The sequence below is a fragment of the Spirosoma taeanense genome, from assembly GCF_013127955.1.
In the GTDB taxonomy this organism is placed as follows: Bacteria; Bacteroidota; Bacteroidia; order Cytophagales; family Spirosomataceae; genus Spirosoma; species Spirosoma taeanense.
Genome location: NZ_CP053435.1, coordinates 2,969,273 through 2,995,576, shown reverse-complemented (window position 1 = coordinate 2,995,576; position 26,304 = coordinate 2,969,273). Strand labels below are relative to the sequence as shown.

At 54.7% G+C, this 26,304-nt stretch carries 24 protein-coding genes and 3 tRNA genes; 15 read left to right on the top strand and 12 right to left on the bottom strand.

Features of this window, described 5'->3' with window-relative positions:
• Positions 1-32 precede the first annotated feature (32 nt).
• From HNV11_RS12630 to HNV11_RS12620, 3 genes are all read right to left on the bottom strand, one after another.
• On the bottom strand, positions 33-1,064 hold the full coding sequence (locus HNV11_RS12630; protein WP_240163409.1) for a sensor histidine kinase: 1,032 nt from the start codon (positions 1,062-1,064) through the stop codon (positions 33-35).
• Between the two features lie 3 nt (positions 1,065-1,067).
• Positions 1,068-2,111 (bottom strand): sensor histidine kinase, encoded by a 1,044-nt coding sequence (locus tag HNV11_RS12625; protein WP_171740006.1) that lies wholly within the window; start codon positions 2,109-2,111, stop codon positions 1,068-1,070.
• A 315-nt stretch (positions 2,112-2,426) separates the two neighbouring features.
• Positions 2,427-2,975 carry a hypothetical protein gene (locus HNV11_RS12620; RefSeq protein WP_171740005.1) on the bottom strand — a complete coding sequence of 183 codons (549 nt, stop codon included), beginning with the start codon at positions 2,973-2,975 and terminating at the stop codon, positions 2,427-2,429.
• Positions 2,976-3,345: 370 nt separating this feature from the next.
• On the opposite strand from HNV11_RS12620, the gene HNV11_RS12615 reads away from it, so the two are divergent.
• Entirely contained in the window at positions 3,346-3,687 is a 342-nt protein-coding gene (locus tag HNV11_RS12615; protein WP_171740004.1) for a LytR/AlgR family response regulator transcription factor, read from the top strand.
• Positions 3,688-3,958: 271 nt separating this feature from the next.
• Entirely contained in the window at positions 3,959-5,011 is a 1,053-nt protein-coding gene (rhaT, locus tag HNV11_RS12610) for an L-rhamnose/proton symporter RhaT (protein WP_171740003.1), read from the top strand.
• A 185-nt stretch (positions 5,012-5,196) separates the two neighbouring features.
• On the opposite strand, the gene HNV11_RS12605 is transcribed toward rhaT, so the two are convergent.
• The 4 genes from HNV11_RS12605 to HNV11_RS12590 all read right to left on the bottom strand — a co-directional run bounded on the left by HNV11_RS12605 (position 5,197) and on the right by HNV11_RS12590 (position 8,129).
• Positions 5,197-5,271 (bottom strand) — tRNA-Val (locus HNV11_RS12605).
• Between the two features lie 74 nt (positions 5,272-5,345).
• Complete coding sequence (locus HNV11_RS12600) at positions 5,346-6,659, bottom strand: MFS transporter (RefSeq protein ID WP_171740002.1); 1,314 nt, start codon at positions 6,657-6,659, stop codon at positions 5,346-5,348.
• A gap of 78 nt (positions 6,660-6,737) precedes the next feature.
• On the bottom strand, positions 6,738-7,619 hold the full coding sequence (locus HNV11_RS12595) for an alpha/beta fold hydrolase (protein WP_171740001.1): 882 nt from the start codon (positions 7,617-7,619) through the stop codon (positions 6,738-6,740).
• 66 nt (positions 7,620-7,685) lie between these two features.
• The gene (locus tag HNV11_RS12590; protein WP_171740000.1) at positions 7,686-8,129 is read right to left on the bottom strand and encodes a hypothetical protein; all 444 of its coding nucleotides are present in this window, start codon (positions 8,127-8,129) and stop codon (positions 7,686-7,688) included.
• Positions 8,130-8,283: 154 nt separating this feature from the next.
• On the opposite strand from HNV11_RS12590, the gene HNV11_RS12585 reads away from it, so the two are divergent.
• Together HNV11_RS12585 and HNV11_RS12580 are read left to right on the top strand one after the other, a co-directional pair.
• On the top strand, positions 8,284-9,921 hold the full coding sequence (locus HNV11_RS12585) for a T9SS type A sorting domain-containing protein (protein ID WP_171739999.1): 1,638 nt from the start codon (positions 8,284-8,286) through the stop codon (positions 9,919-9,921).
• A 68-nt stretch (positions 9,922-9,989) separates the two neighbouring features.
• On the top strand, positions 9,990-12,026 hold the full coding sequence (locus HNV11_RS12580) for a thioredoxin domain-containing protein (RefSeq protein ID WP_171739998.1): 2,037 nt from the start codon (positions 9,990-9,992) through the stop codon (positions 12,024-12,026).
• 8 nt (positions 12,027-12,034) lie between these two features.
• On the opposite strand, the gene HNV11_RS12575 is transcribed toward HNV11_RS12580, so the two are convergent.
• Positions 12,035-12,457 (bottom strand): secondary thiamine-phosphate synthase enzyme YjbQ, encoded by a 423-nt coding sequence (locus HNV11_RS12575; RefSeq protein ID WP_171739997.1) that lies wholly within the window; start codon positions 12,455-12,457, stop codon positions 12,035-12,037.
• A gap of 221 nt (positions 12,458-12,678) precedes the next feature.
• On the opposite strand from HNV11_RS12575, the gene HNV11_RS12570 reads away from it, so the two are divergent.
• Entirely contained in the window at positions 12,679-13,590 is a 912-nt protein-coding gene (locus HNV11_RS12570; protein WP_171739996.1) for a hypothetical protein, read from the top strand.
• Between the two features lie 3 nt (positions 13,591-13,593).
• On the opposite strand, the gene ruvC is transcribed toward HNV11_RS12570, so the two are convergent.
• On the bottom strand, positions 13,594-14,184 hold the full coding sequence (gene ruvC, locus HNV11_RS12565) for a crossover junction endodeoxyribonuclease RuvC (protein WP_171739995.1): 591 nt from the start codon (positions 14,182-14,184) through the stop codon (positions 13,594-13,596).
• Positions 14,185-14,230: 46 nt separating this feature from the next.
• On the opposite strand from ruvC, the gene HNV11_RS12560 reads away from it, so the two are divergent.
• The 8 genes from HNV11_RS12560 to HNV11_RS12525 all read left to right on the top strand — a co-directional run bounded on the left by HNV11_RS12560 (position 14,231) and on the right by HNV11_RS12525 (position 20,697).
• On the top strand, positions 14,231-15,205 hold the full coding sequence (locus HNV11_RS12560; RefSeq protein WP_449451394.1) for a lysylphosphatidylglycerol synthase domain-containing protein: 975 nt from the start codon (positions 14,231-14,233) through the stop codon (positions 15,203-15,205).
• A gap of 62 nt (positions 15,206-15,267) precedes the next feature.
• Positions 15,268-16,401 carry a glycosyltransferase gene (locus tag HNV11_RS12555; protein WP_171739994.1) on the top strand — a complete coding sequence of 378 codons (1,134 nt, stop codon included), beginning with the start codon at positions 15,268-15,270 and terminating at the stop codon, positions 16,399-16,401.
• Positions 16,402-16,489: 88 nt separating this feature from the next.
• A complete protein-coding gene (locus HNV11_RS12550; RefSeq protein ID WP_171739993.1) occupies positions 16,490-17,137 on the top strand; it encodes a polysaccharide deacetylase family protein in 648 nt (215 codons plus the stop codon).
• On the top strand, positions 17,124-18,128 hold the full coding sequence (locus HNV11_RS12545; protein ID WP_171739992.1) for a glycosyltransferase family 2 protein: 1,005 nt from the start codon (positions 17,124-17,126) through the stop codon (positions 18,126-18,128). Before HNV11_RS12550 ends, HNV11_RS12545 begins: the two co-directional genes overlap by 14 nt.
• A gap of 78 nt (positions 18,129-18,206) precedes the next feature.
• Positions 18,207-19,013: a TatD family hydrolase gene (locus HNV11_RS12540; protein ID WP_171739991.1), complete on the top strand. Its 807-nt coding sequence runs from the start codon at positions 18,207-18,209 to the stop codon at positions 19,011-19,013.
• A gap of 201 nt (positions 19,014-19,214) precedes the next feature.
• Positions 19,215-20,426 (top strand): asparaginase, encoded by a 1,212-nt coding sequence (locus HNV11_RS12535; protein ID WP_171739990.1) that lies wholly within the window; start codon positions 19,215-19,217, stop codon positions 20,424-20,426.
• 69 nt (positions 20,427-20,495) lie between these two features.
• Positions 20,496-20,582, top strand: a tRNA-Ser gene (locus HNV11_RS12530).
• A gap of 28 nt (positions 20,583-20,610) precedes the next feature.
• Positions 20,611-20,697, top strand: a tRNA-Ser gene (locus tag HNV11_RS12525).
• Between the two features lie 203 nt (positions 20,698-20,900).
• Here the strand turns inward: HNV11_RS12525 and HNV11_RS12520 are convergent.
• Both HNV11_RS12520 and HNV11_RS12515 read right to left on the bottom strand, forming a co-directional pair.
• A complete protein-coding gene (locus HNV11_RS12520) occupies positions 20,901-21,473 on the bottom strand; it encodes a hypothetical protein (RefSeq protein ID WP_171739989.1) in 573 nt (190 codons plus the stop codon).
• A 303-nt stretch (positions 21,474-21,776) separates the two neighbouring features.
• A complete protein-coding gene (locus tag HNV11_RS12515; RefSeq protein WP_171739988.1) occupies positions 21,777-22,022 on the bottom strand; it encodes a hypothetical protein in 246 nt (81 codons plus the stop codon).
• Positions 22,023-22,281: 259 nt separating this feature from the next.
• Here HNV11_RS12515 and HNV11_RS12510 point away from each other — a divergent pair, with 259 nt between their 5' ends.
• Positions 22,282-22,911, top strand: a complete 630-nt coding sequence (locus HNV11_RS12510) for a Pycsar system effector family protein (protein ID WP_171739987.1) — start codon at positions 22,282-22,284, stop codon at positions 22,909-22,911.
• 3 nt (positions 22,912-22,914) lie between these two features.
• Here the strand turns inward: HNV11_RS12510 and HNV11_RS12505 are convergent, their stop codons facing one another.
• Positions 22,915-24,012 carry a hypothetical protein gene (locus tag HNV11_RS12505; protein WP_171739986.1) on the bottom strand — a complete coding sequence of 366 codons (1,098 nt, stop codon included), beginning with the start codon at positions 24,010-24,012 and terminating at the stop codon, positions 22,915-22,917.
• Positions 24,013-24,321: 309 nt separating this feature from the next.
• Between HNV11_RS12505 and HNV11_RS12500 the strand changes: the two genes are divergently transcribed.
• Positions 24,322-26,304 carry a hypothetical protein gene (locus HNV11_RS12500; RefSeq protein WP_171739985.1) on the top strand — a complete coding sequence of 661 codons (1,983 nt, stop codon included), beginning with the start codon at positions 24,322-24,324 and terminating at the stop codon, positions 26,302-26,304.

Here is a 26,304-nt window from a genome sequence, read left to right as displayed (position 1 = left end):
GCTACGCGATTCTACCGAATTGGTTGAGCGGCTTATTCAACCATCAGCGGAAGTGTCACCACAAACTGCCCGGCCTGCTCCTGCACAGTGGGTTCGTTATGGCCCATCACCCGGTATTTTGTCAGAATATTGTTTAAGCCCAGCCCGTTGGACTGAACCCGTACCGTCCGGCGCTGGAGGTTGTTGCTGACAACCAGATCGGCAGTATCAGTTGTCGTAATGTGGATGAACAGGGGCTTGTCGGGCAGGATGACATTGTGTTTGACGGCATTCTCAACCAGAAGCTGTAACGTCAGCGGAGGCAGTTGATACTGCTGGTAGTGGGGCGCTACATTCATGACCAGTTGAAGCGAGTCGCCGTGCCGGGTCTGTAACAGATGGCAGTAGGACCGGATGAATTCCAGTTCCGTCGCGAGCGACGTCAGGTTTTCCTCGTTTGCCCGCAGCAGGTAGCGATAAACCGAGCTCAACTCCTCGACAAATTCCTCAGCCTGCTGTGGATTTTCGCCAATCAGGGCCGACACTGAATTGAGGCTATTGAACAGAAAATGCGGGTTAACCTGATGCTGCAGCGATGAGAGCTGAGTTTGGAGGTTACTTTTTTCGAGTTCTTCCCGCTCTACGTAAGCCCGCTGCCACTCCCGCAGAATATACCCACCTTCGTAGATGACGTAATATACGAAATGATAGAAAAGCTGGATACCCAGCGTGCGGCTGAGTTCGACGGCGGTCCGGAAGTACAGAAACTGTCCGTCGATCAGGAAACGGGCCGAATGCCGCAGCAGCCAGGCAAAATTGGCCAGGATGGGTAGCAGAAGCAGTAGCACGAGCAATCGCTTCGGCGTGTTGGACAGGCCGGGAAGGTGCCGCTGAATCCGGAGCACCACCCAGCGGGCAATCTGCCAGCAGACCATTCCGGCCGTAAAGGCAATCAGATCGTTCTGGATGAGCGTTTTCAGCGGGAGAATAAAATACCAGTCGAGCCGGAAAAAGAACCCAACGAATGCATACAGAACGAAGGGGCCGATGATGCGCAGGGCAGTATCGTTAGACACGTTGATCATCGTTCATTCGGTTACAATCAGGTGGCTGGCTGTCAGGAGGGGCAGGCTAACCACGAACGAATCATCGGTTTCGCGGATGCCAATCGTCTGCCGCCCAATCAGGTTATACTTGGCCGCAATATTCGCCAGCCCGACCTGATTGGAGGCAACCTTTGTTTGTTTACGCTGGAGGTTGTTCTGCACAACCAGCCGCTCGTTATCCACCCGCAGCAGAATCCGCAGGGGCTGCTCCGGCAACACGATGTTGTGCTTCACGGCGTTTTCGATCAGCACCTGGAGCGTAAGCGGGGGTAACTGATAATCCAGATAACTTGCGGGCACGTCGTTCTGCAGTTCAATGCCGCTACCATAACGGGTTTTCATCAGGTGAAAATACGATTCTGCAAACGTCAGCTCGTCGCGCAGGGTGGTCATTTCCTGCTGGTTACTGCGTAATAAATAGCGGTAAACACTGCTGATCTCATCCACAAAGGTTTCGGCCTGGCGCGGGTTTTCGCTGATGAGCGCCGTGAGAATATTCAGACTGTTGAACAGAAAATGCGGGTTGATCTGGTTCTTGAGCGAGTCGAGCTGAGTTTGCAGCGCGGCTTTTTTTAAAGCTTCCTTCTGCGCGTAGGTTTCTTTCCACTGCTGCATACTGTAAAGCCCTTCGTAAATGACGAAGTAAACCAGGTGGTAGAATAACTGAATACCAATTGAATAGGTATAATCGGAAAGCTTGAAACGGCCAAACTCCGACTCTCCCGCGGCTATTCGAAACAGTAGCCGCACAAACCAGGAAAGATTGACCAGAAAGGGGAGGGCCACCAGCAGCCACCGGATGCGAACCCGGGTATTCAGCAAACCGGGATACCGTCGTTGCAGCCGCCTGACAAGCCAGCGCGACAGCTCCCAGAAGATATACCCGGCAGTCAGGCCAATCAGGTCCGATTTAAGGATGCTTATCCAGGGTAAATCAAAATACCAGTCCAGCCGGAAGAACGTGGTTCCTACCAGAAACAGCACCAGGGGGCCAAATAGCCTGAGTTTTGTTTCGCTGAACGTCATGTGAAATCTTCCGTAGAATAGCCTGTAAATAGGCGCTGCCGCAAACAAACTTAAAAATTTTTCGGCAGCCACGAAGAAATTACTAGTCGGCGCTGCCAAACCAGTTAGGCCGGATTATTTAGCAGGTTGATGCCGGTGATGATTTATAATTAGCTGTCGCCCCAGCTTTTTGCCGAACCGGCTGCATTTGACGCAGCCGGGCTCCTTAGGGACGGCGTGTTTATCTTGGGTTTCTGATTTCGGGAGGTACTAAAAAGCCGTGGGGCCAGATGAAAAGCTCATCTGGCCCCACGGCCTGTTCGGAATCAACGTAGTCTACCGGAAGCCATGCTGCTCCAGATGCCGGGCGTCTTCTTCGTCGCGTGGGCTTACGCCCATCACGATACCACCCTGTTTAATTCCTTCTTCGTATTCTTTGGCCCGGTCGTCGGGAATGCCTGAGCCGACCAGCGCACCGATCAAACCGCCCGTAAGGCCACCCGCGCCGGCACCCGCCAGACCTGCAGCCAATGGACCGGCCACAACCAGACCCAGACCAGGAAGAATCAGGTTTGTACCAATGGCCGCAATAGCTGCTGCTACGGCTCCAATGGTACCACCAATAGCCGAGCCAACGCCTGCTTTTTCCATGGCTTTGTTACCAAGGTCGGTATCCGTATCATCGTCATGGCGTTGAACAAAATGCTTGTCCCGCGTTTCGTCAGACATCAGCAAATTAATGTCGCTGTCCGAATAACCCCGTTCGCGAAGGGTAGAATAGCCCTGTTCTGCACTGTCGCGATCGTTGTACATGGTCGTCACCATCCGATTAGGCTGACTGGCTGTTGATGGGTTTGTTGAGGATTGGTTAGTGTAATCCGCCATTGTTTTGTGGTTTTGTTGTACGTATAAGTATTTATACTACCAGCTTAACAGGCAGTCATAGCTATTGTTCACTATTACCGAGGCACTGGTATTATTGTTTTAAAAGGAATTATCAGGTGCCGATAATATACCGGTCTGGTTATGGGTAGGCCGGGACTGATTCATTCGCACCGTCAGCGGCCTTTATCCCTACCGGCGTTACGTTCGGGTGGATACGGTTTATCCGGAAATAGTCACTGATCACTGCCTGTTTCTTACAGTTCATACCGATCACACCCGGATTCCGCGCGGTAGGCGTCTACTTTTATTGACAGGTACGCAACGCTGACGCAGGCGTTGGCTCTGATCAACCCGAGACGAAATCTTCATTATGGAAACCTTACTCTTACCCGACTTTACTTACCGACGTGCCGTTCCTGTCGCTACAATCGAATACCTGGAAGCCGTTGGTAACTATACTACCGTACATCTGATTGGCCAGAAGCCCATGCTGGTGGCCGTTACACTCAAACGCTTTGCCGAGCGCCTGCCCGATTTTCTGCGGATCCATAAAGGCATACTGGTTAATCCGGCGCATATTGTTGCCTACAGAACCCGCTACGTGCCAACGCCGTTTGTTCGGCTCTCGCAGGACCGGCGGCTGCCAATTTCACGTCGGCAGGTGTCGCAGTTACGGCCGAGGCTGGCTTCGTTTCCGCTCTGCACAAACTAAGTTCGTTGCTTAAGACCTAATGGATCGGTTTGCTGTTCCTGGCTTTTGAGACTCCGAACCCAATATCTTCTTTTCGACTTGCCCGGCTGGCTGCCTACCTGAATTCACAGAACGATGAATCGGGTGGGGCCAGCCTTATTTGTGTTTTGCGCGTGCGCTCCTTGTCTTTCTGTCGGCCTCTATGAGGAGGAAGTCAGGAAAAAGTCCTTCTTTGCACAGATCTGAAATCCATTACAAACAGAAAACAAAACAACTAGACAGATTACGGGCAATGCAGGCAATATTAGGTATCATTTACCACACCATCGGTGGAGGTTTCTCGGGTAGTTTCTACATGCCCTTTAACAAAGTTCGGGGTTGGTCCTGGGAGAGCTACTGGATTGTTGGCGGGCTGTTTTCCTGGCTTCTTGTGCCGCCCTTAGCCGCTTACCTGACCATCCCCGATTTCCCTAGCATCATTGCCTCTGCCGACTTCAGCATTAAATCCATTACGTTCCTGATGGGCCTGCTGTGGGGTATCGGCGGCCTGACCTATGGACTGGGGGTGCGCTACCTGGGTATGTCCCTGGGCAACTCCGTCGTACTAGGATTCAGTTCGGCCTTTGGTGCGCTCGTACCGCCGATCTATTACAACTTTAATCCCGTCGAGGGGAAAGCGTCGTTTACCGATATGCTGGGTACCTCGGGCGGGCAGCTGGTGCTGCTGGGTGTACTCGTGTGCCTGGTTGGAATCGCCATTTCCGGCCGGGCCGGCATGATGAAAGAAGGGGAGCTTTCCGAAGAAGATAAGAAAGCATCGGTCAAGGAGTTCAGCCTAATAAAAGGGCTGGTCATCGCCGTTATCTCGGGGATTCTGAGTGCCTTCTTTAATTATGGTATTGAAGCGGGTAAGCCCCTGGCCGATCAGGCCGTTGAGCAGGGCAGCAATCCGCTGTTTCAGAACAATGTGACTTACGTAGTGCTTCTATGGGGTGGTCTGACGACCAACCTGTTATGGTGCATGTATCTGAACGCCAAAAACCGGACATTCGGCGACTATACCAACACCCATACGCCGATTGCTTCGAACATTATGTTTGCGGGTATTGCGGGTACGATGTGGTTTCTGCAGTTTTTCTTCTACGGTATGGGGGAAAGCAAGCTGGGCAACGGGGCTTCTTCCTGGATCACGCACATGGCCACGATTATCCTGACGGCCAATATCTGGGGCCTGTACCTGAAAGAGTGGTCGGGCGTGTCGCCCCGGACGTTTCGCACCTTTGTGGCCGGTATTGTCGTGATCCTGGTTTCGATTGTGTTAGTGGGAATTGGTAACGCGCTGTAACAGACGTCAATTGGCCGCGGCTATCAGTTAAGAAGATATATTCTCAGGCACAACCAGCGGTATATGGCTATTCCAGTTGGGGGTTAAGCCAGATACGTAAGCCCGTAGGTAGAAGGACACAGGTAAAAGCTACAGCAAAACGCCCCAAATCCACTGGATTTGGGGCGTTTGGACAACCTGTCCGGTAGGAAGTAGCGGGCTCGAACCGCTGACCTCTGCTCTGTCAAAGCAGCGCTCTGAACCAACTGAGCTAACCTCCTTTGTCCCCGAGAAAGCGTTAACGGCGGGTTTTGACAAACGGCGTCGCCAACGCCTTCCGGGGACTACAAACATACTACAAAACCTCTTCCGTTTGCAAGCGCGTGCTGTAGATTTTTTGCGAGGGAATCCGCCACAGCAGGATAAACCCGATGATAAACAGCACTAGCAGCGCCAGGACGCTGTTGCGCATACTGCCCGTAAATTGTTCAATCAACCCATAAACAAGGGTGCCAATGACAATCGACACCTTTTCGGTTACGTCATAGAAACTGAAATACGAGGCCGTGTCGTTGGTGGCCGGAATGAGCTTGGAATAGGTTGAGCGCGAGAGCGACTGAATCCCGCCCATCACCAGACCTACCACAGCCGCCAGCCCGAAGAACTGCGTCTGATTCTGGACGTAATACGCGCCGGTACAGATGCCAATCCAGATCACGACGGCAATCATCAGGGCATACGTATTGCCCAAGCGTTCGGACAGCCAGGAGAAGCCATAAGCGCCCGGAATGGCCACCAACTGAATCAGTAGGATCGTAATGATCAGGCTCTGGCCGGGCATTTTCAGCTCGTCGCTCCCGAAGATGGTCGCCACGTACATGACGGTCTGAACGGCCATATTGTACACGAAAAAGGCAACCAAAAACCGCTTGGCCAGCGGCCGCTCCTGCAGTTGGCCAAAGACCATCCGCAATTCGTTGAACCCGTTAAACAGGTAATTCCCCGTCGGGTTTCCGTTCCGGTTTCCCTCGGGCAGGCGACTGAACGGAATCTGCGCGAAACCAATCCACCATAGACCTACCGTCAGAAAGGCCAGACGCGAAGCCATTCCTTCGGAGATGTTGCCGAACCAGTCGCGTTTGAGGATCATCAGCAGGTTGACGACCATCAGCAGGACGCTGCCGATGTACCCCATCGAAAAGCCCCGTGCACTGACCCGGTCATACTGGTCTTCGGTGGCGATGTCGGGCAGGTAGGAGTTGTAAAAGACGATACTGCCGCTCCAGCCGATCAGGCTGAGCCAGAAGCAGATAACAGCAAACGTAGTGGTCTGCTGAGTGAAAAAATACAGAAGGCCGCAACTGATGGCTCCCGTATAGCAGAATACCTTCATAAAGGTTTTTTTACGGCCGCTGTAATCCGCAATGGCCGTACTGAACGGCGAGAGCAAGGCCGTAAACAGAAAAGCCGCCGAGATGGTGTAGGAAAAGAGCACCGAATTTTTGATCGGAAAGCCGAGGAAGTTAATCACCGGACCGCCCGCGTCATTAAGGGCGGTGGCGGAGAAATAGACCGGAAAGATGCTGGATACAATCACCAGCGAATGCACGGAGTTTGCCCAGTCATAGTACGTCCAGGCAGTGAGCGTACGAGGGTTGTTCTTCTGCATACAGAGCGAACGAGCGAAACGTAAACGAGTGAAACCGCGAACGGAAGAACGAATAGTTGAGCAAGGTACACCTCTCTTTTACTTATTCGCCTGTTCCCTTCGTAAAAAGTCAATGACGGCCCGCGTAAAGGCATGGTTTGAATCGCCGGCGACCATGTGGCCCGCTTCGGCAACGCTCACGCTCTGCACGTGCGGTACGGCATCCAGAAACTCGGCCATTACTTTCTCACTTACGACGTCGCTGATGCCACCCCGCACAATGAGCGTCGGAACAGTCAGGGCGCGGGCGGCCCGGTAGAGCCGCTCTTCATGGTGAATTTGGCGGTCGGGGGTTGTGGTTTGCCGCCAGAGGGCCAGCATGGCCGGGTCCCAGTGCCAGTAATAGCGTGGCTGACCATTGGGGTCGTTACGCAGCCGCAGGTTTTTTTCTAACCGGCTGTGGTCCGACGGACGCGGGCGGTGGGGGAGGTAAGCGGCTACGGCTTCGGCGGCTTCATCGAGGCTGGCAAACCCGCCCTGATTGCCGCTCATGAACGCAAAGATTCGTTCGATGCCTTTCTGTTCGGCGCGGGGAGCAATATCGACCAGCACAATGGCGGTGCAGATGGAATCGGTATGCGCAGGGCGTTCGCCTTCCGCGATCAGCGCCGTCATGCCGCCCATGGAGGCACCCACCAGCGCCGGTTTCTGGTTGAGTTGCGCGATGACGGCGCGGAGGTCGCTGGCTAAATAATCCAGATCGTAGTGATGCTCAGGCGACCAGTCGCTGTCGCCGTGCCCGCGGGCGTCGAGGGCGAGCGCATACCACCCGGCATCGGCCAGCAGCCGGGCCGTGTCGCCCCAGGAATGGCGGGTCTGTCCGCCACCGTGGAGGAGCAGGACGGGCAGATGGGCCGGATCGCCATAGGCGTCGGCCGTAATGAAATATCCCGATTCTGTTTCGAAGCGGAGGGTAGGCATGGACACAATGGCTGAACGCGTAAACGTGGAGAAGAGTACCGGCTCGTTACACGTTCGCCTGTTTCGTTAAACGACCGGCTCAAACTCCAGGTTTACGTCGGTGTCTTTACCGTCGACTGGTGCGCGCTGGCGCAGAATGAGCTTCGTGCGGTTCAGTTGAATAATTGGGAAGTTGCCTTTGAACCCCGATACGTCAACGTCGATGGACTGGTTGTCGGCGGCCAGTTTCCAGGTTCCTCCGTTCACAACCGAGTTGGCCTGTCGGGGGTCCAGCGCCCGAACGGTGCCGTTGGAGCGGAACTGCATGTTCAGATCGAACAGGACCTGCGTGGCGAGGTTCAGCCGGCTCCGGTTGATTTCCTGTCCATCGGGCGTCGTCACGCGCCTGGTCAGCCAGTTGTTGGCCACCAGTAATTCGGTCTGGGTGGAGGCATTCGGAGAGTCATCCTTGCAGCCCGCCAGGGAAGCGACCACCAGCAGGGCAAAAAACAGAAAACGGGACCGTTTCATAACCAGAGTAAACGTTAGTGTGAGAAATGTCGAGGTGAAAACGAAGTAGTCCGCCCAAATCGTTTAGCAACGAACCGGTTCGTTAGCAGGCGGCCAGACATGACAAACTACGTGTCGCGGGCAAAATTCTTTAGTTTTGGCGAAAATACAAGCTATGCGCGCTCGATTTGGCTTTTTCTTCCTGTGGATGACGGCTTTAGGGTTAAGTCAGTCGGTTCTGGCCCAGCAGCAATGCGCCGACCGGCTGACGTTTACGCCCGTCAGTCAGCCGAATCAGATCGAATGGAGCAAATTTCCCCAGTTTACGTTGCCGTTTCCGGTCGTCTTTGGCGGGCCGCGGCTGGGCGATGCCAACGGGAGTCCGCTGCGGCATGGCTTCAGTCATATCGTTCACGTGCAGGACAGCGAGTATGGTACGGTTGTTCCGTTTCGCCAGCGGGCTGTCGAATGGTCGGGCTTCGCCACGGGCCTGAGCCAGCCCTGGGAAACCATCGAAAGCCCCTGGGCCAATGACCTGAACGCCTACCGCGCCAAATGGGACCGTTTCCTGTCGGATCTGGCCGGAGGACAGAAGAACGCGGCCGGCCAGTACAATATCCAGACCAACCGGCTGGTGCTGGACATCGAGCGGATTCAGGAAACCGAAGCCCGGATTCTGCGGCTCAAGCTGGATACCCGCGTCCCCGAAGCCTACCGAAAACTGCCGGATGGTGAGTTTGTGGTGGCCTATAAAAACGCGATCCGGAATCTATACGCCGAAGGCTTGCGTTACGTCCGCCAGCACGCCGACCTGACCGGGGTGAGCGTCAGCAGCTACGCCGACACGCCTATTCTGAATACTTATCTGAATGTACCAACCTTTCCCTGGACCGACTGGACAACGAACCTGAGCCGGGTCAATTACCTGGTGAAAGATTCGACGGAGCGCGCAGTAGGCGGGCCGTTCTATGCGCAGTTAGACGCGCTGTCGCCGTCGGCTTACTATTATTACGATTACCCGAACCCGCTGGCGCAGGACTGTCTGGCGTATCTGCTGTTTCAGGTCGAAGCCAACCGGGCGTGGAGCACAAAGCCCGTTGTGCCGTGGGTCTGGCTGCGCTACCACGATAGTTCGGGCAATTACCCCAACTTCATCCAGCCGTTTATGGCTGAAGCCACCGCCATTTTCCCGTTCTTCTCCGGGGCGGCCGGTCTGTGGCTCTGGGACGATCAGAGTCTGTCGCGCACGCGCACCGACAATCACGCGGCCTACGAGCATTTTATCCACGGGTTGTACCGGCTGTCGCGCTTCGCCGATATGTTTCAGGCGCCCTATGAACTGGTTATCGAAACGCCCGCCCGCGACCTGATGGACAAGCAACTGCCCGTCTGGCGCGGGGTGGTCAAGAACAACACCATCCTGATTGCCGCCCAGAATCCCTATGCTGCCGAAGGCGCAAAGACAGAACTGGTCGTTCGGTACAGGAACTGGGGCCGCACCATCGAGCTGACGGGGCGGGAAGTATCCCTATGCCGGTATGAGATGGGAACCGTTACGGCCACGGAGCCGGTAGTGCCTGAGGTGCAGGTATTTCCCAATCCGGCGACAACGACCCTGACGATTTCTTTCGCCCGGAAGCCAACCGCAGCTACCGAATTGGTGTTACTCACTGCAGCCGGTCGGGTGGTTAGCCGAACGACGGTCGCAACGGCGAAGGAAACCCTGAACGTCGCCACGCTGCCTGCCGGACTCTATTTTCTGCGGATCACCAGCGAACGCGGAAGCCAAACTAAAAAAATAGTCATTAAGTAGTCATTGCCGGTCAGTTGTCGTAAAGACTATACAGGACAGTCAGGACTTTGTAATGACCTGCCAACGTTATGCCGAACCAACTCCAGTACGAAACCAGCCCGTATCTGCTCCAGCATGCTAACAACCCCGTTGACTGGTACCCCTGGGGCGAAGAGGCTCTGACCCGCGCCCGCGAGGAAGACAAGCCAATAATTGTCAGTATTGGCTATTCGGCCTGCCACTGGTGTCACGTCATGGAGCGCGAATCGTTCGAAAAGGAAGCCGTGGCGCGGGTCATGAACGAGAACTTCATCTGCATCAAGGTCGATCGGGAGGAGCGCCCCGACGTAGATGCTATCTATATGGAGGCCGTACAGGCGATGGGTGTGCAGGGAGGCTGGCCGCTGAACGTGTTCCTGATGCCCGATGCCAAACCCTTCTACGGCGTAACGTATCTGCCGCCCCAGAACTGGGTGAATCTGCTGGGGAATATCCGCGATGCCTTCGATGAGCACCGGGCCGACCTGGCGCAGTCGGCGGAAGGCTTTGCGACCGAACTGAACCTGAGCGACGCAGAACGGTACGGTCTGAAACCCGCTGATCCGCTGTTTGCGCCCGAAACGCTGGAGGTACTGTATCGTAAAATCGCCGTTAAGGCCGATGATGAAAAAGGTGGTATGCGCCGGGCGCCTAAGTTCCCGATGCCGAGCATCTGGCGGTTTCTGCTACGCTACTATGACGTAACAGGCAACGAAGCCGCCCTGCATCAGATTACGCTGACGCTCGACCGTATGGCCCTCGGCGGCATCTACGATCAGCTTGGCGGTGGGTTTGCCCGCTACTCGACCGATGCCGACTGGTTTGCCCCCCATTTCGAAAAGATGCTGTACGACAATGGGCAGCTGCTGGCGCTTTACGCCGAAGCGTATAGCCTGACCAGGCGGCCCTTATACAAACATGTCGTCTACCAGACAATTGCCTTCGCCCAGCGCGAACTGCTGAGTCCCGAAGGCGGCTTCTACTCGGCTCTCGATGCCGATAGCGAAGGGGTGGAAGGCAAGTTCTATACTTTCACCACCCCGGAATTGCGGCAGACGCTGGGTGAGGATTACGGCTGGTTTGCGGAATTGTATAATCTGACGGACGACGGCAACTGGGAACACGGACGTAATATTCTGCACCGGACCGAAACGGATGAAGCCTTCGCCGAACGGATGGGCTGGTCGGCGGCCGATCTGAACGTACGGCTCGATGCGACTCACACGCGACTGCTCCGGATACGTAACGAACGTATCCGGCCGGGGCTCGATGATAAAATTCTGTGTTCGTGGAACGGCCTGATGCTGAAAGGGCTGGCTACGGCATACCGCGTGTTTGGCGAACCGGAGTTTCTGACGCTGGCCCTGCGTAATGCGTTCTTCCTGCTGAAAAAAATGCGCGACGCCCGCAACGGTCGGCTGTGGCATACGTATAAGCTTGGCCGCGCCCGGCAGGCCGGATTCCTGGACGATTACGCGGCTGTGATCGACGGCCTGCTGGCGCTCTATCAGGCTACCTTTACCGAAAGCTGGCTGACCGAAGCCGATCAACTGATGCAGTACGTGCTGACCAATTTCGCCGATCCGGCCGAAGGTGCGGACGAGTCCGATCCCATGTTGTTTTTCACCGACAAAAACGGCGAAGAACTCATTGCCCGACGTAAGGAACTGTTCGACAACGTTGTTCCCGCGTCGAACTCGATGATGGCCGAGAATCTCTATACACTGAGTTTATTGCTGGAGCGGCCGGACTATGCCGAGCGGGCCGACCAGATGCTGGGACGAATCCAGCCGCTGGTGCAGCAGAACGCTGATTACCTGACCAACTGGGCCGCTCTGTTTGCACTGCGCGTACGGCCCACGGCCGAGATTGCCCTGGTTGGTCCAGAAGCCGAAGCGTTTCGGGCGGAGCTGGACCGGGAGTTTTACCCCAATAAAGTACTCTGCGGAACGACCGACAAAAGCGACCTGCCCCTGTTGCAGCAGCGCGGACCGATTAACGGGCAAACGGCTGTTTACGTCTGTTACAACCGGGCGTGTCAACTGCCCGTTACCAGCGTAGATGAGGTATGGCGGATGCTGCGGTGACGGGTCGGCTACTCACCCCAGGCGGTCAGGATTAACGTTCGGGAGCCGCCTTCGTCGCGGTGTTCGCCCAGGTAGACGCCCTGCCACGTTCCTAGATTCAGCCGTCCGTTCGTAATTGGGATCGTAACCGAGTGGCCCAGCAGAGCCGCTTTCAGATGCGCGGGCATATCGTCCGGGCCTTCAGAATTATGCTGGTAATAGGGGGCGTTTTCCGGTACGGTCCTGTTGAAGAACCGCTCAAAATCGCCCCGGACGGTTGGATCGGCATTTTCATTAATGGTGAGGCTGGCCGAGGTGTGCTGGATAAAGACGTGCAGGAGTCCGGTGCGTATCTGGCGAAGGTTGGCAAACTCCCGCTCAATTAGCCGGGTAATGAGATGGAAACCGCGCGGGTAGGCGGGCAGGCGAAGCGTGTGCTGAAACGTGGGCATGATTGTAGGACACTGTATACAGTTTATAACGTCGGGAATGAACCGGAGTTTTGGGGCCACGCAAGATAAACTTTTTGATTAATATGATAATTCTAATAAATAATAGAACTTAAATTTAGGACTAAGGAGAGCCGGAATGCAACCCTATTGAAACGGAACCTGTCTATTCTTCCGTGATGGATCCGCTGTCATGCTTATTACATTCCTAAACCCTTACTCCTATGTCTATCCGACACCTGCTCATTGGCCTGCTCCTGGCCGGGAGCCTTGCCGCCTGTTTCGATCATCGCGACCTGACCGTTACGCCCGGTTCATCGGCCAGCCGCTTGCGCGTCAAATCAATAACGATGGAGCTGCCGAATAACCTGGCCAAAGTCAGCCAGTTCCGGTACGATGCTCAGAACCGGCTCAGTTCAATCCTGACCTACCAGACGCCAGATAGCAGCATCTCCGAAATTGAGTACAGCAACTACCAGTACGATGCCCAAAATCGACTAACGCGGCTGCATCACGAGGCCGTTCTCTATCCCCGGGGTAGTCAACCGAATCGGGTTGAGCAGTACGATTACTTGTACAATACGGCGGGACAGGTATCCCAATTGACGCATAGTCCCGGCGAGCCAGGGTATGTTTTGGGGTTCAACTATAACAGCGCCGGTCAGTTGACGAGCAGTGGGCGTTTCTATTCGACGGGCGGGCTTCAGGTTCAGGGGCTGGATGTGTTTACCTTCTCCGGAAAAAACCTGACCGCCGACAGCAACCGAACTACTATTATCGCGAAAGGAGGTCCGGCTATCCCGAGTTCCGGCACGACCCGTTTTACCTATGACGATAAAGTGAATCCGTTCTACGGCGTGTACGTGATTCCAGCACCCTATCCGAATGGGTTCGTCAATCCCCGCTTTTCGCCCAGCGCCATTTATACGTATTTCGGGGGCATAGATAACGCGCTGAATCTTAGTCAGAACAATGTGTTGACCAGCGTACCGAACGGGGGAGGGCGAACCTTTACCTATCAGTACCAGTATAACGCGCAGAATCTACCTACCATGCGCATCAGGACAACGACCTACAGCCCGCCGAACAGTACCGTAGAGGTGGAGACCCTACGTTTCGAATATGAGTCGTATTAGGGGCTAACCGCTTATGCGTCCTGAGTTTTCACTTACGAATGCGCCCCAGGCTCCTTTTTTGGTCTTTTTGTTCGAAACCGTCGGCAGAGCATTCTCGTGGAAGTGGTGGCAGACGGCAATGGCCAGCGCATCGGTGGCATCGAAGAATTGCGGATTTAGTTCTTCCCGTAGCAGGTGGCTGACCATGTGCGACACCTGATCCTTCGAGGCATTGCCATTGCCCGTAACCGACTGCTTGATGCGCCGGGGGGCATATTCCACGATGGGAATATTCCGCGAGAGGGCAGCCGCCATCACCACGCCCTGCGCCCGGCCGAGCTTCAGCATGGCCTGTACGTTCTTGCCGAAGAACGGGTCTTCAATCGCCATCTCGTCGGGCTTGTACTCGTCAATCAGCCGCAGGATGGTTTCGTGGAGTTTCTGCAGCTTCAGTTGGTAGGTGCTATATTTGCTCAACTGAACAACGCCGTACTGCATCATGCTCATGACGCCCCCCTTCACCGAAATGATGCCGTAACCGGCAACCTGCGTGCCCGGGTCTACGCCGAGAATGATTTTCTCGGGAATGACGGCTGGTTTGGGAGGAATAATCATGAGAATGATGTTATGCGTTTCACAAAGTAACGTCTTCTTATACGTTTTGTCGCTGAAACCGTCTAAAAAAATACTTTTTTGGGTGAAAATGGCCGTTTTTGCCGCACTCGTTGCCTATATCGGCCACGTGTTGCGGCAACAGCGGTTTGATTGGGCCGTGGTGCAGCGTCAACTCCGCTCAGTTACGTATCCGGAGTTATGGGCCTCTGCACTGCTATTGCTCACGCCCATTAACTGGGGATTTGAAGCGCTCAAGTGGCAGATTCTGCTGCGTCGGGTGGAACCGACGGGTTTCTGGGGCGCTTACCGGGGGGTTCTGGCGGGGGTCTCGCTGGGTTTCGCCCTACCCGCACAACTGGGCGATACGGCCGGCCGGGTGCTGTCGCTGCGGTCGGGCGAACGGGGTGGGGCCATCGGCGCATCGCTGGTATCGGGCGGCATGCAGTTCTACGTGGCGCTGGTGTTCGGAACAATCGCCTGGGCGCATCACCTGACCATAGCACCGGAGCGCGACAATCTGGCGGGGCGCTGGCTGCTGCTGGGGCTGGCGGTTCTGTCGGCGGGTGGGGTAGCTTTCGGCCTGGTGCGCCATCGGCTGGTGCGCTGGCTGGAAATCCGGCCGGGGCTGAGTCGGTTTGCGTCGTACTGGAACGTGGCCGGGCAATACAACGACTCTGAAATCGGACTGGCTCTGTGCGCGGCTGCCCTGCGTTACCTTATTTTCTCAATACAATTTTATCTGGCCATGCGGCTCATCGGGATTGACCTGCCGGTAAGGATCTCGGCCTCGGGTATTGGGCTGGTGTTTCTGGTCAAAACGCTGACGCCCGCTTTTAATCTGCTGAGTGATCTGGGGGTTCGGGAAGCGGCCTCGCTGTGGGTATTCGCGCCCTTTGACGTACCGGCACCGGTGCTGCTGACGGCCACACTGACACTCTGGGTGGCCAATGTCCTGACGCCGGTGCTGGTGGGGTTGATCTGGGTCTGGAAATTGAAATGGTCAGTTCATGATCATTCGTAGTCACGCATCGCCACGTTTGCACCCCACGAATAATGACCACCCGTGACCACAACTAACGATTAATGACCTTATTCCTGCTGCTGATTGCGGGTCTGTACGCCTGCTTTACCCTGACGCTCTGGCTGACCTGGCTGCGTATGCCGCAGTTCTCACAGTCACCAAAATCGGCCACCGGTCCAACGCTGACAGTGATCATTCCCGTCCGGAACGAAGCCGGAAACATTGAAAATCTGCTCGATGATCTCAGTCGTCAGACCTATACCCACTTCGAAGTGATCGTGGCCGACGATTCCTCGACGGACGATACGCTGGGCATTGTGCAGCGATACGCCCGCGGGTCTTCGTTTCCGCTCATGGCCTTGCCCCTGATCGACCGGAACGCGGCCTCGCCCAAGAAGCGGGCTATTAGCCAGAGCATTGCCTACGCCACCAGCGACCTGATCGTAACGACCGACGGCGATTGCCGCCTGGGGCCGGACTGGCTGGCGACACTCGCGGCTTTTTACCAGCAGACCGGCGCTAAGCTGATTTCGGGGCCGGTTACGTTCACGGCCAATACACCCGCGCAGCACCGGCTTACCAACGCGCTGCAAACCGTGGAGTTTGCGAGTCTGATTGGGGCCGGGGCCTGCACGATGGCCCTTGACCGGCCCACGATGTGCAACGGCGCCAACCTGTGTTACGAACGGCTGGTGTTTGCCGAAGTGGGCGGGTTTGCGGGCGTCGATCACCTGGCGTCGGGCGACGACGAACTGCTGATGCATAAAATAGCCGCCCGGTATCCCGACGGGGTACGTTTTCTGAAAAGTCAGGCAGCCATTGTCCGAACGGAGCCGCACCGGTCCTGGATGGCCTTTTATAACCAGCGCAAACGCTGGGCGAGCAAGTGGCGGGCTTATGCCAACTGGTGGCCCACGCTGCTGGCGGTCTTTATTTTCCTGAGCAACATGACACCCGTCTTGGCAGTAATGTGCTGGTTGCTCAATTTTTTAAACGGAAATACGGCTTTGCTCGTTGTTGGGCTGAAGGTCGTGCCGGAGTTTTTGTTTTTACGACAGGTTCTTGTTTTTTTACAAAAAAAATCGTCGGTAGCCTTCATTCCACTGACGCAGTTGATCTACCCGTTCTACGTGGTTTTCTTCGGGCTGGCGGCTCAGCAGAAAGGCTACGACTGGAAAGGGCGGAAGTTAAGCTAACTCAGTTTGTTTAGGTTGTTCGCGGTTCGGCGTCATTTACGTCGTCGGCCAAAAACGACTATCTCCGACTCTCAAACGACAAACGACTTTGTCTTTCTTTCTGCATAAATCCAACTTCCTGCTCCGAACGGTCTATCCCGAGTTCTGGTGGAAGATTGACGATAGCGTTGAACCCACGATTTATCTGACGTTCGACGATGGTCCCATCCCCGACGTAACGGAGTTTGTGCTGGAGCAGCTCGACAAATACGCGGCTCAGGCTACGTTCTTCTGCATTGGCGACAATGTACGCAAGCACCGGGATATGCTCTATAAGGTGCTCGAAGCGGGGCATATGGTGGGCAACCATACGTTTAACCACCTAAACGGCTGGAAGACTGACGACGCGACCTATCTGGAAAATATCCAAGAATGTCAGCAGGAGCTGAACGTCGAAACCGACCTGTTTCGCCCGCCCTACGGCCGGATTAAGAAGACGCAAGTAGCCGAGGTCATCGAAAACTATTCGATTGTGATGTGGGACGTGCTGACGGGCGACTTCGACCGGAGCCTGCCCGCCGACGTCTGTCTGCGCAAAACAATTCAGTACACCGAACCCGGCTCGATTGTGGTCTTCCACGACAGTCTGAAAGCCTGGCCGACGATGCGCTACGTTCTGCCCCGGATGCTGGCGCATTTTGCCGAGCGGAATTTTAGTTTCCGCGCCGTTCCGCAGCCTATTTATGCCGGCTACTAACCCGCCTACGATTAGTATTCTGATTGCCGCCCGCAACGAAGAAGCCAATATTCTGGACTGTCTGCGGGCCATTTCTCAACTGAATTACCCGGCCCATGCCGTCGAAGTGCTGATCGGTAATGATCAGTCCACGGACGCGACCGGTCGGCTGGTAACTGAGTTCGCAGTCCGTCAACCGGGCGTTCGACTGGTGGACATTCTGACAACCTGGCCGGGCCTGCGGGGAAAAGTCAACGTTCTGGCTCAACTGGCCCGGCAGGCGCGGGGACAGTATCTGTTTTTTACCGATGCTGATACGCAGGTGCCGCCTGACTGGCTGACGGCTATCGAGCGGGCCTTTACATCGTCCGGTGCCGGCATTGTCACGGGCGTTACGCTGCCCACCGGCCCGCGGCTATTCCATAAACTTCAAACGATTGACTGGCTCTACAACCTGGCGCTGACGCATTTGCTGAGTAGCTTCGGGCTGGCCGTTACGGCCATGGGTAACAACATGGCCGTCAGTCATGAAGCCTACGCAGCAGTGGGAGGGTATGAGTCGATGCCGTTTTCGGTGGTCGAAGATTACGCCCTGTTCCAGGCGCTGGTTCGAAAAGGGTACGGCTTTCGCAACCTGCTCGACGAACGGGTACTGGCCCATACGCAACCTGTGGATACGCTGCAGGCGTTTCTACACCAGCGCAAACGCTGGATGCGCGGAGCTACGGATTTACCCACCTGGATGGTTGCGGGGCTTTACGTTCAGTACCTGGCCGCGCCCCTGCTGCTGCTGCTCGGCTGGTTCGCGCCGGTGGCAGCCGTTGGCCTGTACATTCTCAAACTGTTGCTGCAAACCCTGACGATTTCATTTGGTTTAAGTCGCCTGCGTCAAACCAAGTTATGGCCGTATGCGTTGCTGTTTGAACCATACCAGTTCCTGATCGGGCCGCTGTCGGTGGCGTTTTACTGGTTGCCGACTCCGATCGAATGGAAAGGCAGGAAGTATGTATAATGAAGAGGGTCCGGGGACGATTTGTCTTTATCCATAGTTCATCGCATCCCGGATTTCTCGCGAACACTGTTTTTTGAAATGATTCTTATTGACACCCACGCGCATATCTACGATCCGCAGTTCGATTCTGACCGGGCCGTCCTGCTGGCGGCTGCCGAAAAACAGCAAATCAGTCAGATCTGGATGCCCAACTGCGCTCAGGAAACCGTAGCGGGTATGATGGCTCTGGCCGAACAGTATCCCGATCGCTGCCTGCCGATGATGGGGCTGCACCCGTCTTACGTTAATGAAACAGTCGAAGCCGAGCTGGCGGCTGTCGAAAAGCAACTGAGCCAGCATGCCTTTATGGCCGTCGGCGAAATCGGGCTGGATTTCTACTGGGACATGACCTTTGTCGAACAGCAGTTTGTGGCGTTTGAAACGCAGCTGCGCTGGGCGGCTGAACAGAAGCTGCCCGTTTCGATGCATACCCGCTCGGGTCATGACCGCAACGCCTTTGCCGAAGCCGCTGACCTGATTGAAAAACTGGCCTTGCCGGGTTTAACGGGCATTTTCCATTGTTTTGTCGGCACGATCGATGAGGCCCAACGCGCTATTGACATGGGCTTTAAGCTCGGTATCGGGGGCGTCGCTACGTTTAAAAATGGGGGACTGGACAAGGTGCTGCCGCATATTAGTCTGGAACACCTTGTCCTCGAAACCGATAGCCCGTACCTCGCGCCGGTACCCCACCGGGGCAAGCGTAATGAGCCGGCTTACCTGCGGCTCATTGCCCAGCGCGTCGCCGACCTGATGCAGGTCAGTATCGATGACGTTGCCCGCCATACCACGGCCAACGCCCTGTCGCTGCTGCCCGCGCTCTATGCGAACCTGCTGCCGGGATGAAGTCTCCTGAACGCCCCGGCAGTGTTGCTGTGTCAGGGAAAAACTCCGACGGATAAAGACTTCCAGGGCGAGGCCTACTCTGTTGAGCAGCAATGCTCAGACCTGGACAGACGAAAAGACATCTTCTAGCGCTTTAGCGTTTCGAGGGTGAGATTAAACCGATTTGCAGCCTCTTTGCCCGATTATCTTCATCTTTGGCGGATGACTTATAAAACTGTTCGCATTAACCCGGGGCGGTCGGTAAACCCTCAGCGCCGGAACACCACCATTACGGATAGTCTGGAATCCTCCCGTCCGGCTGCATCGGCTCCGGGCATTCAGACTACCTCCGCCCGATCGGTGCTGGTCATTTATACCGGCGGTACGTTCGGGATGGTCTATGACCGGCGTGCCGACCAGTTGATTCCGTTTGATTTTGAGCAGGTGCTCGACCGCGTTCCCGAACTGAACCGGCTCGACTTCGAGATCACGATTGTTACGTTGCACGACATCATTGATTCGTCGAACATGAAGCCAGCCATCTGGATAGAACTGGCGCGACTGATTGAAAAAAACTACCATCAGTACGACAGCTTTGTGATTCTGCACGGCACCGACACCATGGCGTATACGGCCTCGGCGCTGAGTTTCATGCTCGTGGGCCTGAACAAACCCGTTATTCTGACAGGAGCGCAACTGCCCATTGGCGTGGCCCGCACCGACGCCCGCGAAAACTTCATTACGGCCCTTGAAATTGCGGCCGCCGTGGACTCGGCTGCCGTTGAACCGGCTGATTCCACAAGGAGCGTATCGAATCGGATCGGGCAGGAGGATGTCAGGCCGATTGTGCCGGAGGTGTGCGTGTACTTTAATTCGCTGCTGCTGCGGGGCAATCGCTCGACGAAGCAGGAGAGCGTGCAGTTTAACGCCTTTGCATCCGAAAATTATCCGCATCTGGCTACGGCGGGCGTCAGTATTGACTACAACCGACCGTACATCCGCTCGTATCAGCCCAATCAGCCGTTAACGATTCGCACGCGGCTCGACCCTCGGGTGACGATTCTGAAGCTGTTTCCGGGAATTACCCAGCCGGTGGTCGAGTCGATTGTCAGCATTCCGAACCTGCGTGGGATTGTGCTCGAAACCTTCGGCGCGGGCAACGCACCAACCGATGCGTGGTTTCTGGACACGCTAAAAGCCGCCATCGACCGGGGCGTGGTGGTGTTCAACGTATCGCAGTGCGAGGGCGGACGAGTCACGCAGGGACGTTATCAGACCAGCAAACTGCTCCAGCAGATTGGGGTTGTGAGTGGGGCCGATATTACAACCGAGGCTGCCATCACCAAACTCATGGTGCTGCTCGGCCAGGAGGCAGATCCGGTTCGACTGCGGGCGCTTCTGGCTCAGCCAATTATGGGTGAAATGAGCGAATGAGCGATTTTTTGCCTGGAAACTGTTGCGTCGTTCGCGTCAATCGTGCATATTTGCACTCCCAATTGACACAGAGAGGTGTCCGAGTGGTTGAAGGAGCACGCCTGGAAAGTGTGTATGCGGGTAACCGTATCGAGAGTTCGAATCTCTTCCTCTCTGCCGAGAGTAGATACAAATTGACCGATATAGAGAGCTGCCGGAGTGGTCGAACGGGTCTGATTCGAAATCAGAAGTACTCGCAAGGGTACCGGGGGTTCGAATCCCTCGCTCTCTGCACAAAAAAGTCAACTATCTGTTAATTAGATAGTTGACTTTTTATTTATAAGCTGGGTGAAATACGGGATTGATTAATCTCAATTCTAGTCGGTTCAAAGCCCACTTGCTGGTTTTATAGACCGTTCTGACGTGTTGGTCAGATCATTGTCTGCTTTTCGCTCTCCAGTCACAATAGCTATACATTGAGCTGGCTATTAATGGTTAAATGGGTAACAGAGTCATAAGCTGAGTAGCCAATTTGGCCACAGAGCCGATAGTGGAAGCTATTTCAACTAAAGATTTGATCGCAAACTTAGGTGGGCGACCTGCAGCGACGGACTCCTGAATTTCATTAATACGTTCGACTATCTCTTGTTGCTGTCTAGGATCAACCGAAGCGTCCACAGTAATGGCTTCTTTCATCTGGTCGAGGACCTGCTTTAACTCGGTCGTGTTTTGCTGGGTAATTTGCACATGGCTCGAACTGGAAACCAAATTGGCATTCGGGCTATTGGATATAGAATAATGATTGGTAATGATTGAATGCCCTTTGTGCGTAAATGAACTACCCTGTACAAACTCAATACCTTCACTACGCAGGTCAACGTGAGCACTGTCTGTAGTTGGAGTATAAGCGACATATTTAAGATCACCAAGACGTCTGCCCAGAGTCTTAGCTTCATCAAGCGTTACTTCAACGCCTTTTTGCTTCAATAGTTTAACGATCTCGCCCGACCGGGATGGGGTTTCATACAGCGCCTTGAGTACTAAGTCCAGTAGTTCTATTTGTAACATAATAAGTAAATTAAAGGTGTGGTTATGTAGGGTAAAGTACTATCCACCTAAAGCTTACTACTCTATTACCCCGCTACTGAAAGAAATCAAACAGCACGGCCTCCACGCCATAGGTGAACGCACTCAGACAATGGCCGTTCTTTTCGTAGCGGTTTCCGTGGCCGTCTTTTAAACAGCCAAATGCATCCCTGCTCTTAAAAAGTTACCCCTACAACGTAACATTGAGCGTTGTAGGGGTAATAAATATAATGATGTGTATTGCAGATTGTTCTATAGTACTTCGAAGACAAACATAATCACTGCCTAGCGGCTTGAGGCCGTAATAATCAGGTCGTGACCTTTGGTGTTCAATTCCCAGTCCTGGTATTCGGCATTCCAGGTGAATAACAATTCGCGTTCGCAGGCATTGCCGTAATCGTTGGTCACGGGGAATTTAACGGCATGATGATGCTTCTTGCCGTCTGTATTTGAGGGAAGCTGCTGGAAAGCTTCGGTCAACTCGGCCAGATTAACTTCCAGGTTAATCAGCGACTGCGTGTTCATCTTCATAAGCGTACGGTTTATGGTATGTTCCATTAGTTAACCCATAAACAGACGGGTGGTTTGCCAGTTCGCGCGGATTAGTCGATAAAATTGGAGTATCAGGTAGGGTTTGACGGACGATTCGCCCATGGCTAACAGACTTTCAGTAGAAGCCTTCGCCAAACGTTGACGTAACCGTATACTGGGTCAGCCAGGTGATATTCAGGCGGGTGTTCCCGGAATCTCCGGATTGATTTGTAAACTTACGGTAAATACTTGCCAGTCAATGACATCGCTTCCGGAGGAAATGCAGCCTGAGCCGCTCCTAAACGCCGATCAGGATACGAAAACAGACGGTGGTAAAAAGCCGAAGAAAGACAAAAAAAGGAAGGAATCGGGCAGCCGGGGCATTGAAACCATGTTCCGGACGACCATGTCCAGCCACCTTCAACTGAGCAGTATGGCCGACAGTAAGGCGAATCTGATGATTTCCATCAATTCCATTATTGTGTCCATCCTGATTTCGTCGTTTCTGAAGAATATGAACGAAATGCCGCAACTGCTCCTGCCTACCTGTCTGCTCACGGCGCTCTGCCTGCTCACCATCACCTTTGCGCTGTTGTCGACCCGGCCCCGGATTACGTCCCACCAGAATACCGCCGACCCGGCACAGGACCGTACGATAGACCTGCTCTTCTTCGGCGATTTTACGCGCCTGACGGCCGACGCCTACAGGACGGGGGTTAAAGACGTTATGAACAATCCGGAACGGCTCTACGACACCATGATCGATAACCTCTATCTGCAGGGAAAAGTCCTCGAACAAAAATATAAGCTCTTAAAAATCAGCTATAATCTGTTTCTATTTGGCTTTCCGCTGGTCGTAATTCTCTATATCGCTGCGTTATGGGCGTAGGGCTTACTTCAGACCTTTGATCACGATGCCGCCCGCTGCATTCTGACGGCCTTTGTCAACGAACAGCACTTTGACCAGGCTCGGCCGGTCGATGATCCTGTAAAATTCGTCTATATACCTTAACGTCCGTTTTACGTAAGCCGGGCTCAGGGCGTGCTGGTTCTGATACAGCGTATAGATTTCGGCTTTGTGTTTCCGGAATGTCTGGAACACCTGTTCAAAGACCTGGTCGGAGTACTGGTAACCGCGATACAGACGCTCGCGAACCGTCTGGATGCCTAACTGTTCGGCGGGGAGGGCATAACTGGCTTCGACAATTCCCGCATGGTCGAAATCGTAAGGAACGGGCATCGGCACGGGGTGTTTTTTGCTCGATAGCAGCCGGATATTATGCCGGTACGGCACCGACCAGTCGGTATTACCGATCAGGTATTCAAACACGGCTACCGTGGCCATCTGCAGGGAATCCGTTGCCGCCATACGAAGCTGTTTTTGTTTAGAGAGCGTGGCCTCATTCCGGCGGGCTAACGTGGCTTCATCTTCGAGCAGGAATGCGTACCGGGTTTCGGTGTCCCGTTTCCCGGCTATGTCCCGATAGGTGACTTTCGCTAGTCGAGAGCGGAAACTATAATCGGTCAGCAGGTTATACAGCTTATAAACCATATACTCCCGGACAACGTATTCCTCATTCTGGCAGTGAGTTATTAACTTTAGTTTGGCGTGGCGTTCAAACGGCGAGTCTTTTGTGGTTTGCTTGTCAAAATCGAGCAGCAGGGGCGGGAACTTGCAGTGTCTGGCATCGCGCCGGAAATTACCCCGTATGCGGATTTGAACCGGCAGGACGAGCGAGTCATGATCTGCTTCGACATAAGCCAGCGTAGCCGGATAGTCGACTACCGTCTGGTTATTACGACCTTTCAGGATGGCCTGATAATCGGCTACGAGGGTAAAGGTCAGTGGGTCATTCCCGTTGAACAGCGAATTTGGCGCCCCGGTTTTCGACGGATTCTTCTCCTGGTCAGCGGGTTGTGCACAGGTGGGGAGACTCCCGGCACACCAGCCCAACCCCCAGTAAGCGGCAAGGATGAGCAGCGTTTTCATAACAGCCGAACGAGGTTTGATTGATAGCGTAAGATTCGTCAATTATCAACTCTTCGGCTATCAATTTTGGGTCAATTCATTGCCGGTTTGAGACACAATTATTTTATTGCTTATAAGTGCGTCGAAAACCGGTTTCTTCGTCGTACTGGCTCGCTGTTCGACGAAGACTACCGCACTCCTTCGCGACAATCGCCTAACTTAGCAACAAATCCAGGGAATGCAGCATCCCTATACGTCGGCAGCTTCGGATAGCGTATCCGCTGAATAAATTGCCTGCCCGGACAAGCCTCCGGGTTTTATCTTTAATCAATGATGAAGCGCTTTTTTAGTTTTCTTCTTGTCCTGAGTACTCTGCTTGACGCAGCCAGCGCCCAGACAATTTACCGTTCCCGGAAACCCGGAAAAGAGAGTCGTCCTGCGGCTCAGAACGATACTCTTCCTGCAAATTCCGGTAGTCAGGCGGTAGCCCAGGGAGCGCGGGCGAATGCCGTATCGGCCCGGGTTGGCACGAAAATAACCCAGCGGGGTTACCGGCTCGAAGCCAAACGGGTGCTGGATGCCGATCAGTTTGGCCGGAATAAATACTACTCGCCCAACTACCGCTTCTCGGTTGACTTCAACCCGATGCAGTCCGTTGCCGAACGCCGGGCGCAGGGAGTGAATCTATTTTCGACCTGGGCGCATACGGAAGCTGAATACAATAATCTGCCGTTTGGCGATGGGTTTGTCTACGCAACCGAGTATGGGCTGCACGGTCCGCTGGAAGGAGCCGGTTATTTCGAGCGTTCGCTGGCGGCTGTCGAAGCCCATTATCAGAGTCTGCAGTCAATTTCGGGCGCTCAGAAAGGGTATTGGGTGGCCAATATCGAGAACAGTAACGAGTGGATGCCGGGGAGCTACGACGCGCCCATGCCGGGTTATCCGTACGGTGGTTACGGCCGGGGGAAGTTTCCGGAGCCCTGGAGTTCGGCCCGCAAAAAGACCATAACTCTTGAAAGCACCGGCGAGCCGAACGTTACACTGGAGACCCTGGCCGCGCGTGGCTTTGCGGCCTGGAATCGGGAAATGATTACCCGGCGCACCAACCGGATTGTGCTGATGCTGGAGATTGCCCGACGACGCAGCCCGGCCGGAGCCTGGATCGCCTACGGGGCGTCGATGTATCAGGGGGAGCCTAAACTATCAAATGCGTATTCAACGTCCGTGTTTCAGGACGGATATGCCGATGTGAGCCATATCGGTGGGGATGCGGACGGGAACATTACGCTCAATGGGCGTCGGTATCAGATTAAAGGCGATATCTACAGCCACGAGACCTTCCACCTGGATTACTACTACCAGTTCAATTTCCGGATGGACAAAGAAGAGTATACCGACATCTGGATAAACCGGAACCCGACCAAGCAGAACTACCCGGCCATCTGGGCGGCTATTAAACCACGGCATGTAGTCGCCGATCAGAAAGGCCACTGGCAGGCCAACCGCTACCGCATGAAGAACCGACCCGGCCAGTCGGTGCGGGGAACGGTCTGCATGCGCGAACTCCAGTACGAAGCCGATAAGGCCGGTTACGTAGAGGGTGTTCCGTATCCCAACGACCTGATTGCGCGTGTACCGCCGACCATGAACACGGGTTGTCTGGACTTTCTGAATGGTGGCGACCCCTGCGACGATCAGCCTAAAATCTGGATTCCGCCCTACGAGATGTATTCCTATTATGCCGTCCACCGCTTTCTGGAGGGCGGCACACCCGGTGCTGGTTTTCATATTTTCCACGCCCCAGCGCGGTTTGACCCCAACCGGGAAGCGGGCTATAATCACGAGTACCATGCGGTTACGGCGTTGTTTCAGGCCCGTAACGAGCTGCAGCCTTACGAGAAATTTTTCGACAGTTCGACCCTTGTGGAAGACCCCGAAATACAAATTGGTGGCCGTGGAGCCTGGTCGGCCTACGACGGCATTCAGGCTTATAACTACGACGGTAAAGGGAAATACGGCCCGCAGAAGCCAGCCTATAGCTTGCGGTTTCAGCCGACGGCAACGGGCTATCAGGTGCTGATTCTGGGCGGGATGAATCAAGGATGGACCGACGAGCGGACCGATAATGTGCGCTACCAGTTTCCGGGCATGGCCGAGCCGGTGGTGTTCAGCGTCCGGCTTCGGGGGCCGGCGGCTCAGTTTTTCGAATTTAACGTCAACAAAACGGATGCCGGCCAAATCTATACCGCCCTGCCTCCGGCCATTTCGGCCTCTGAGAAAGCCGGTTATGCCGGTCGCATCCTGACACCTTAA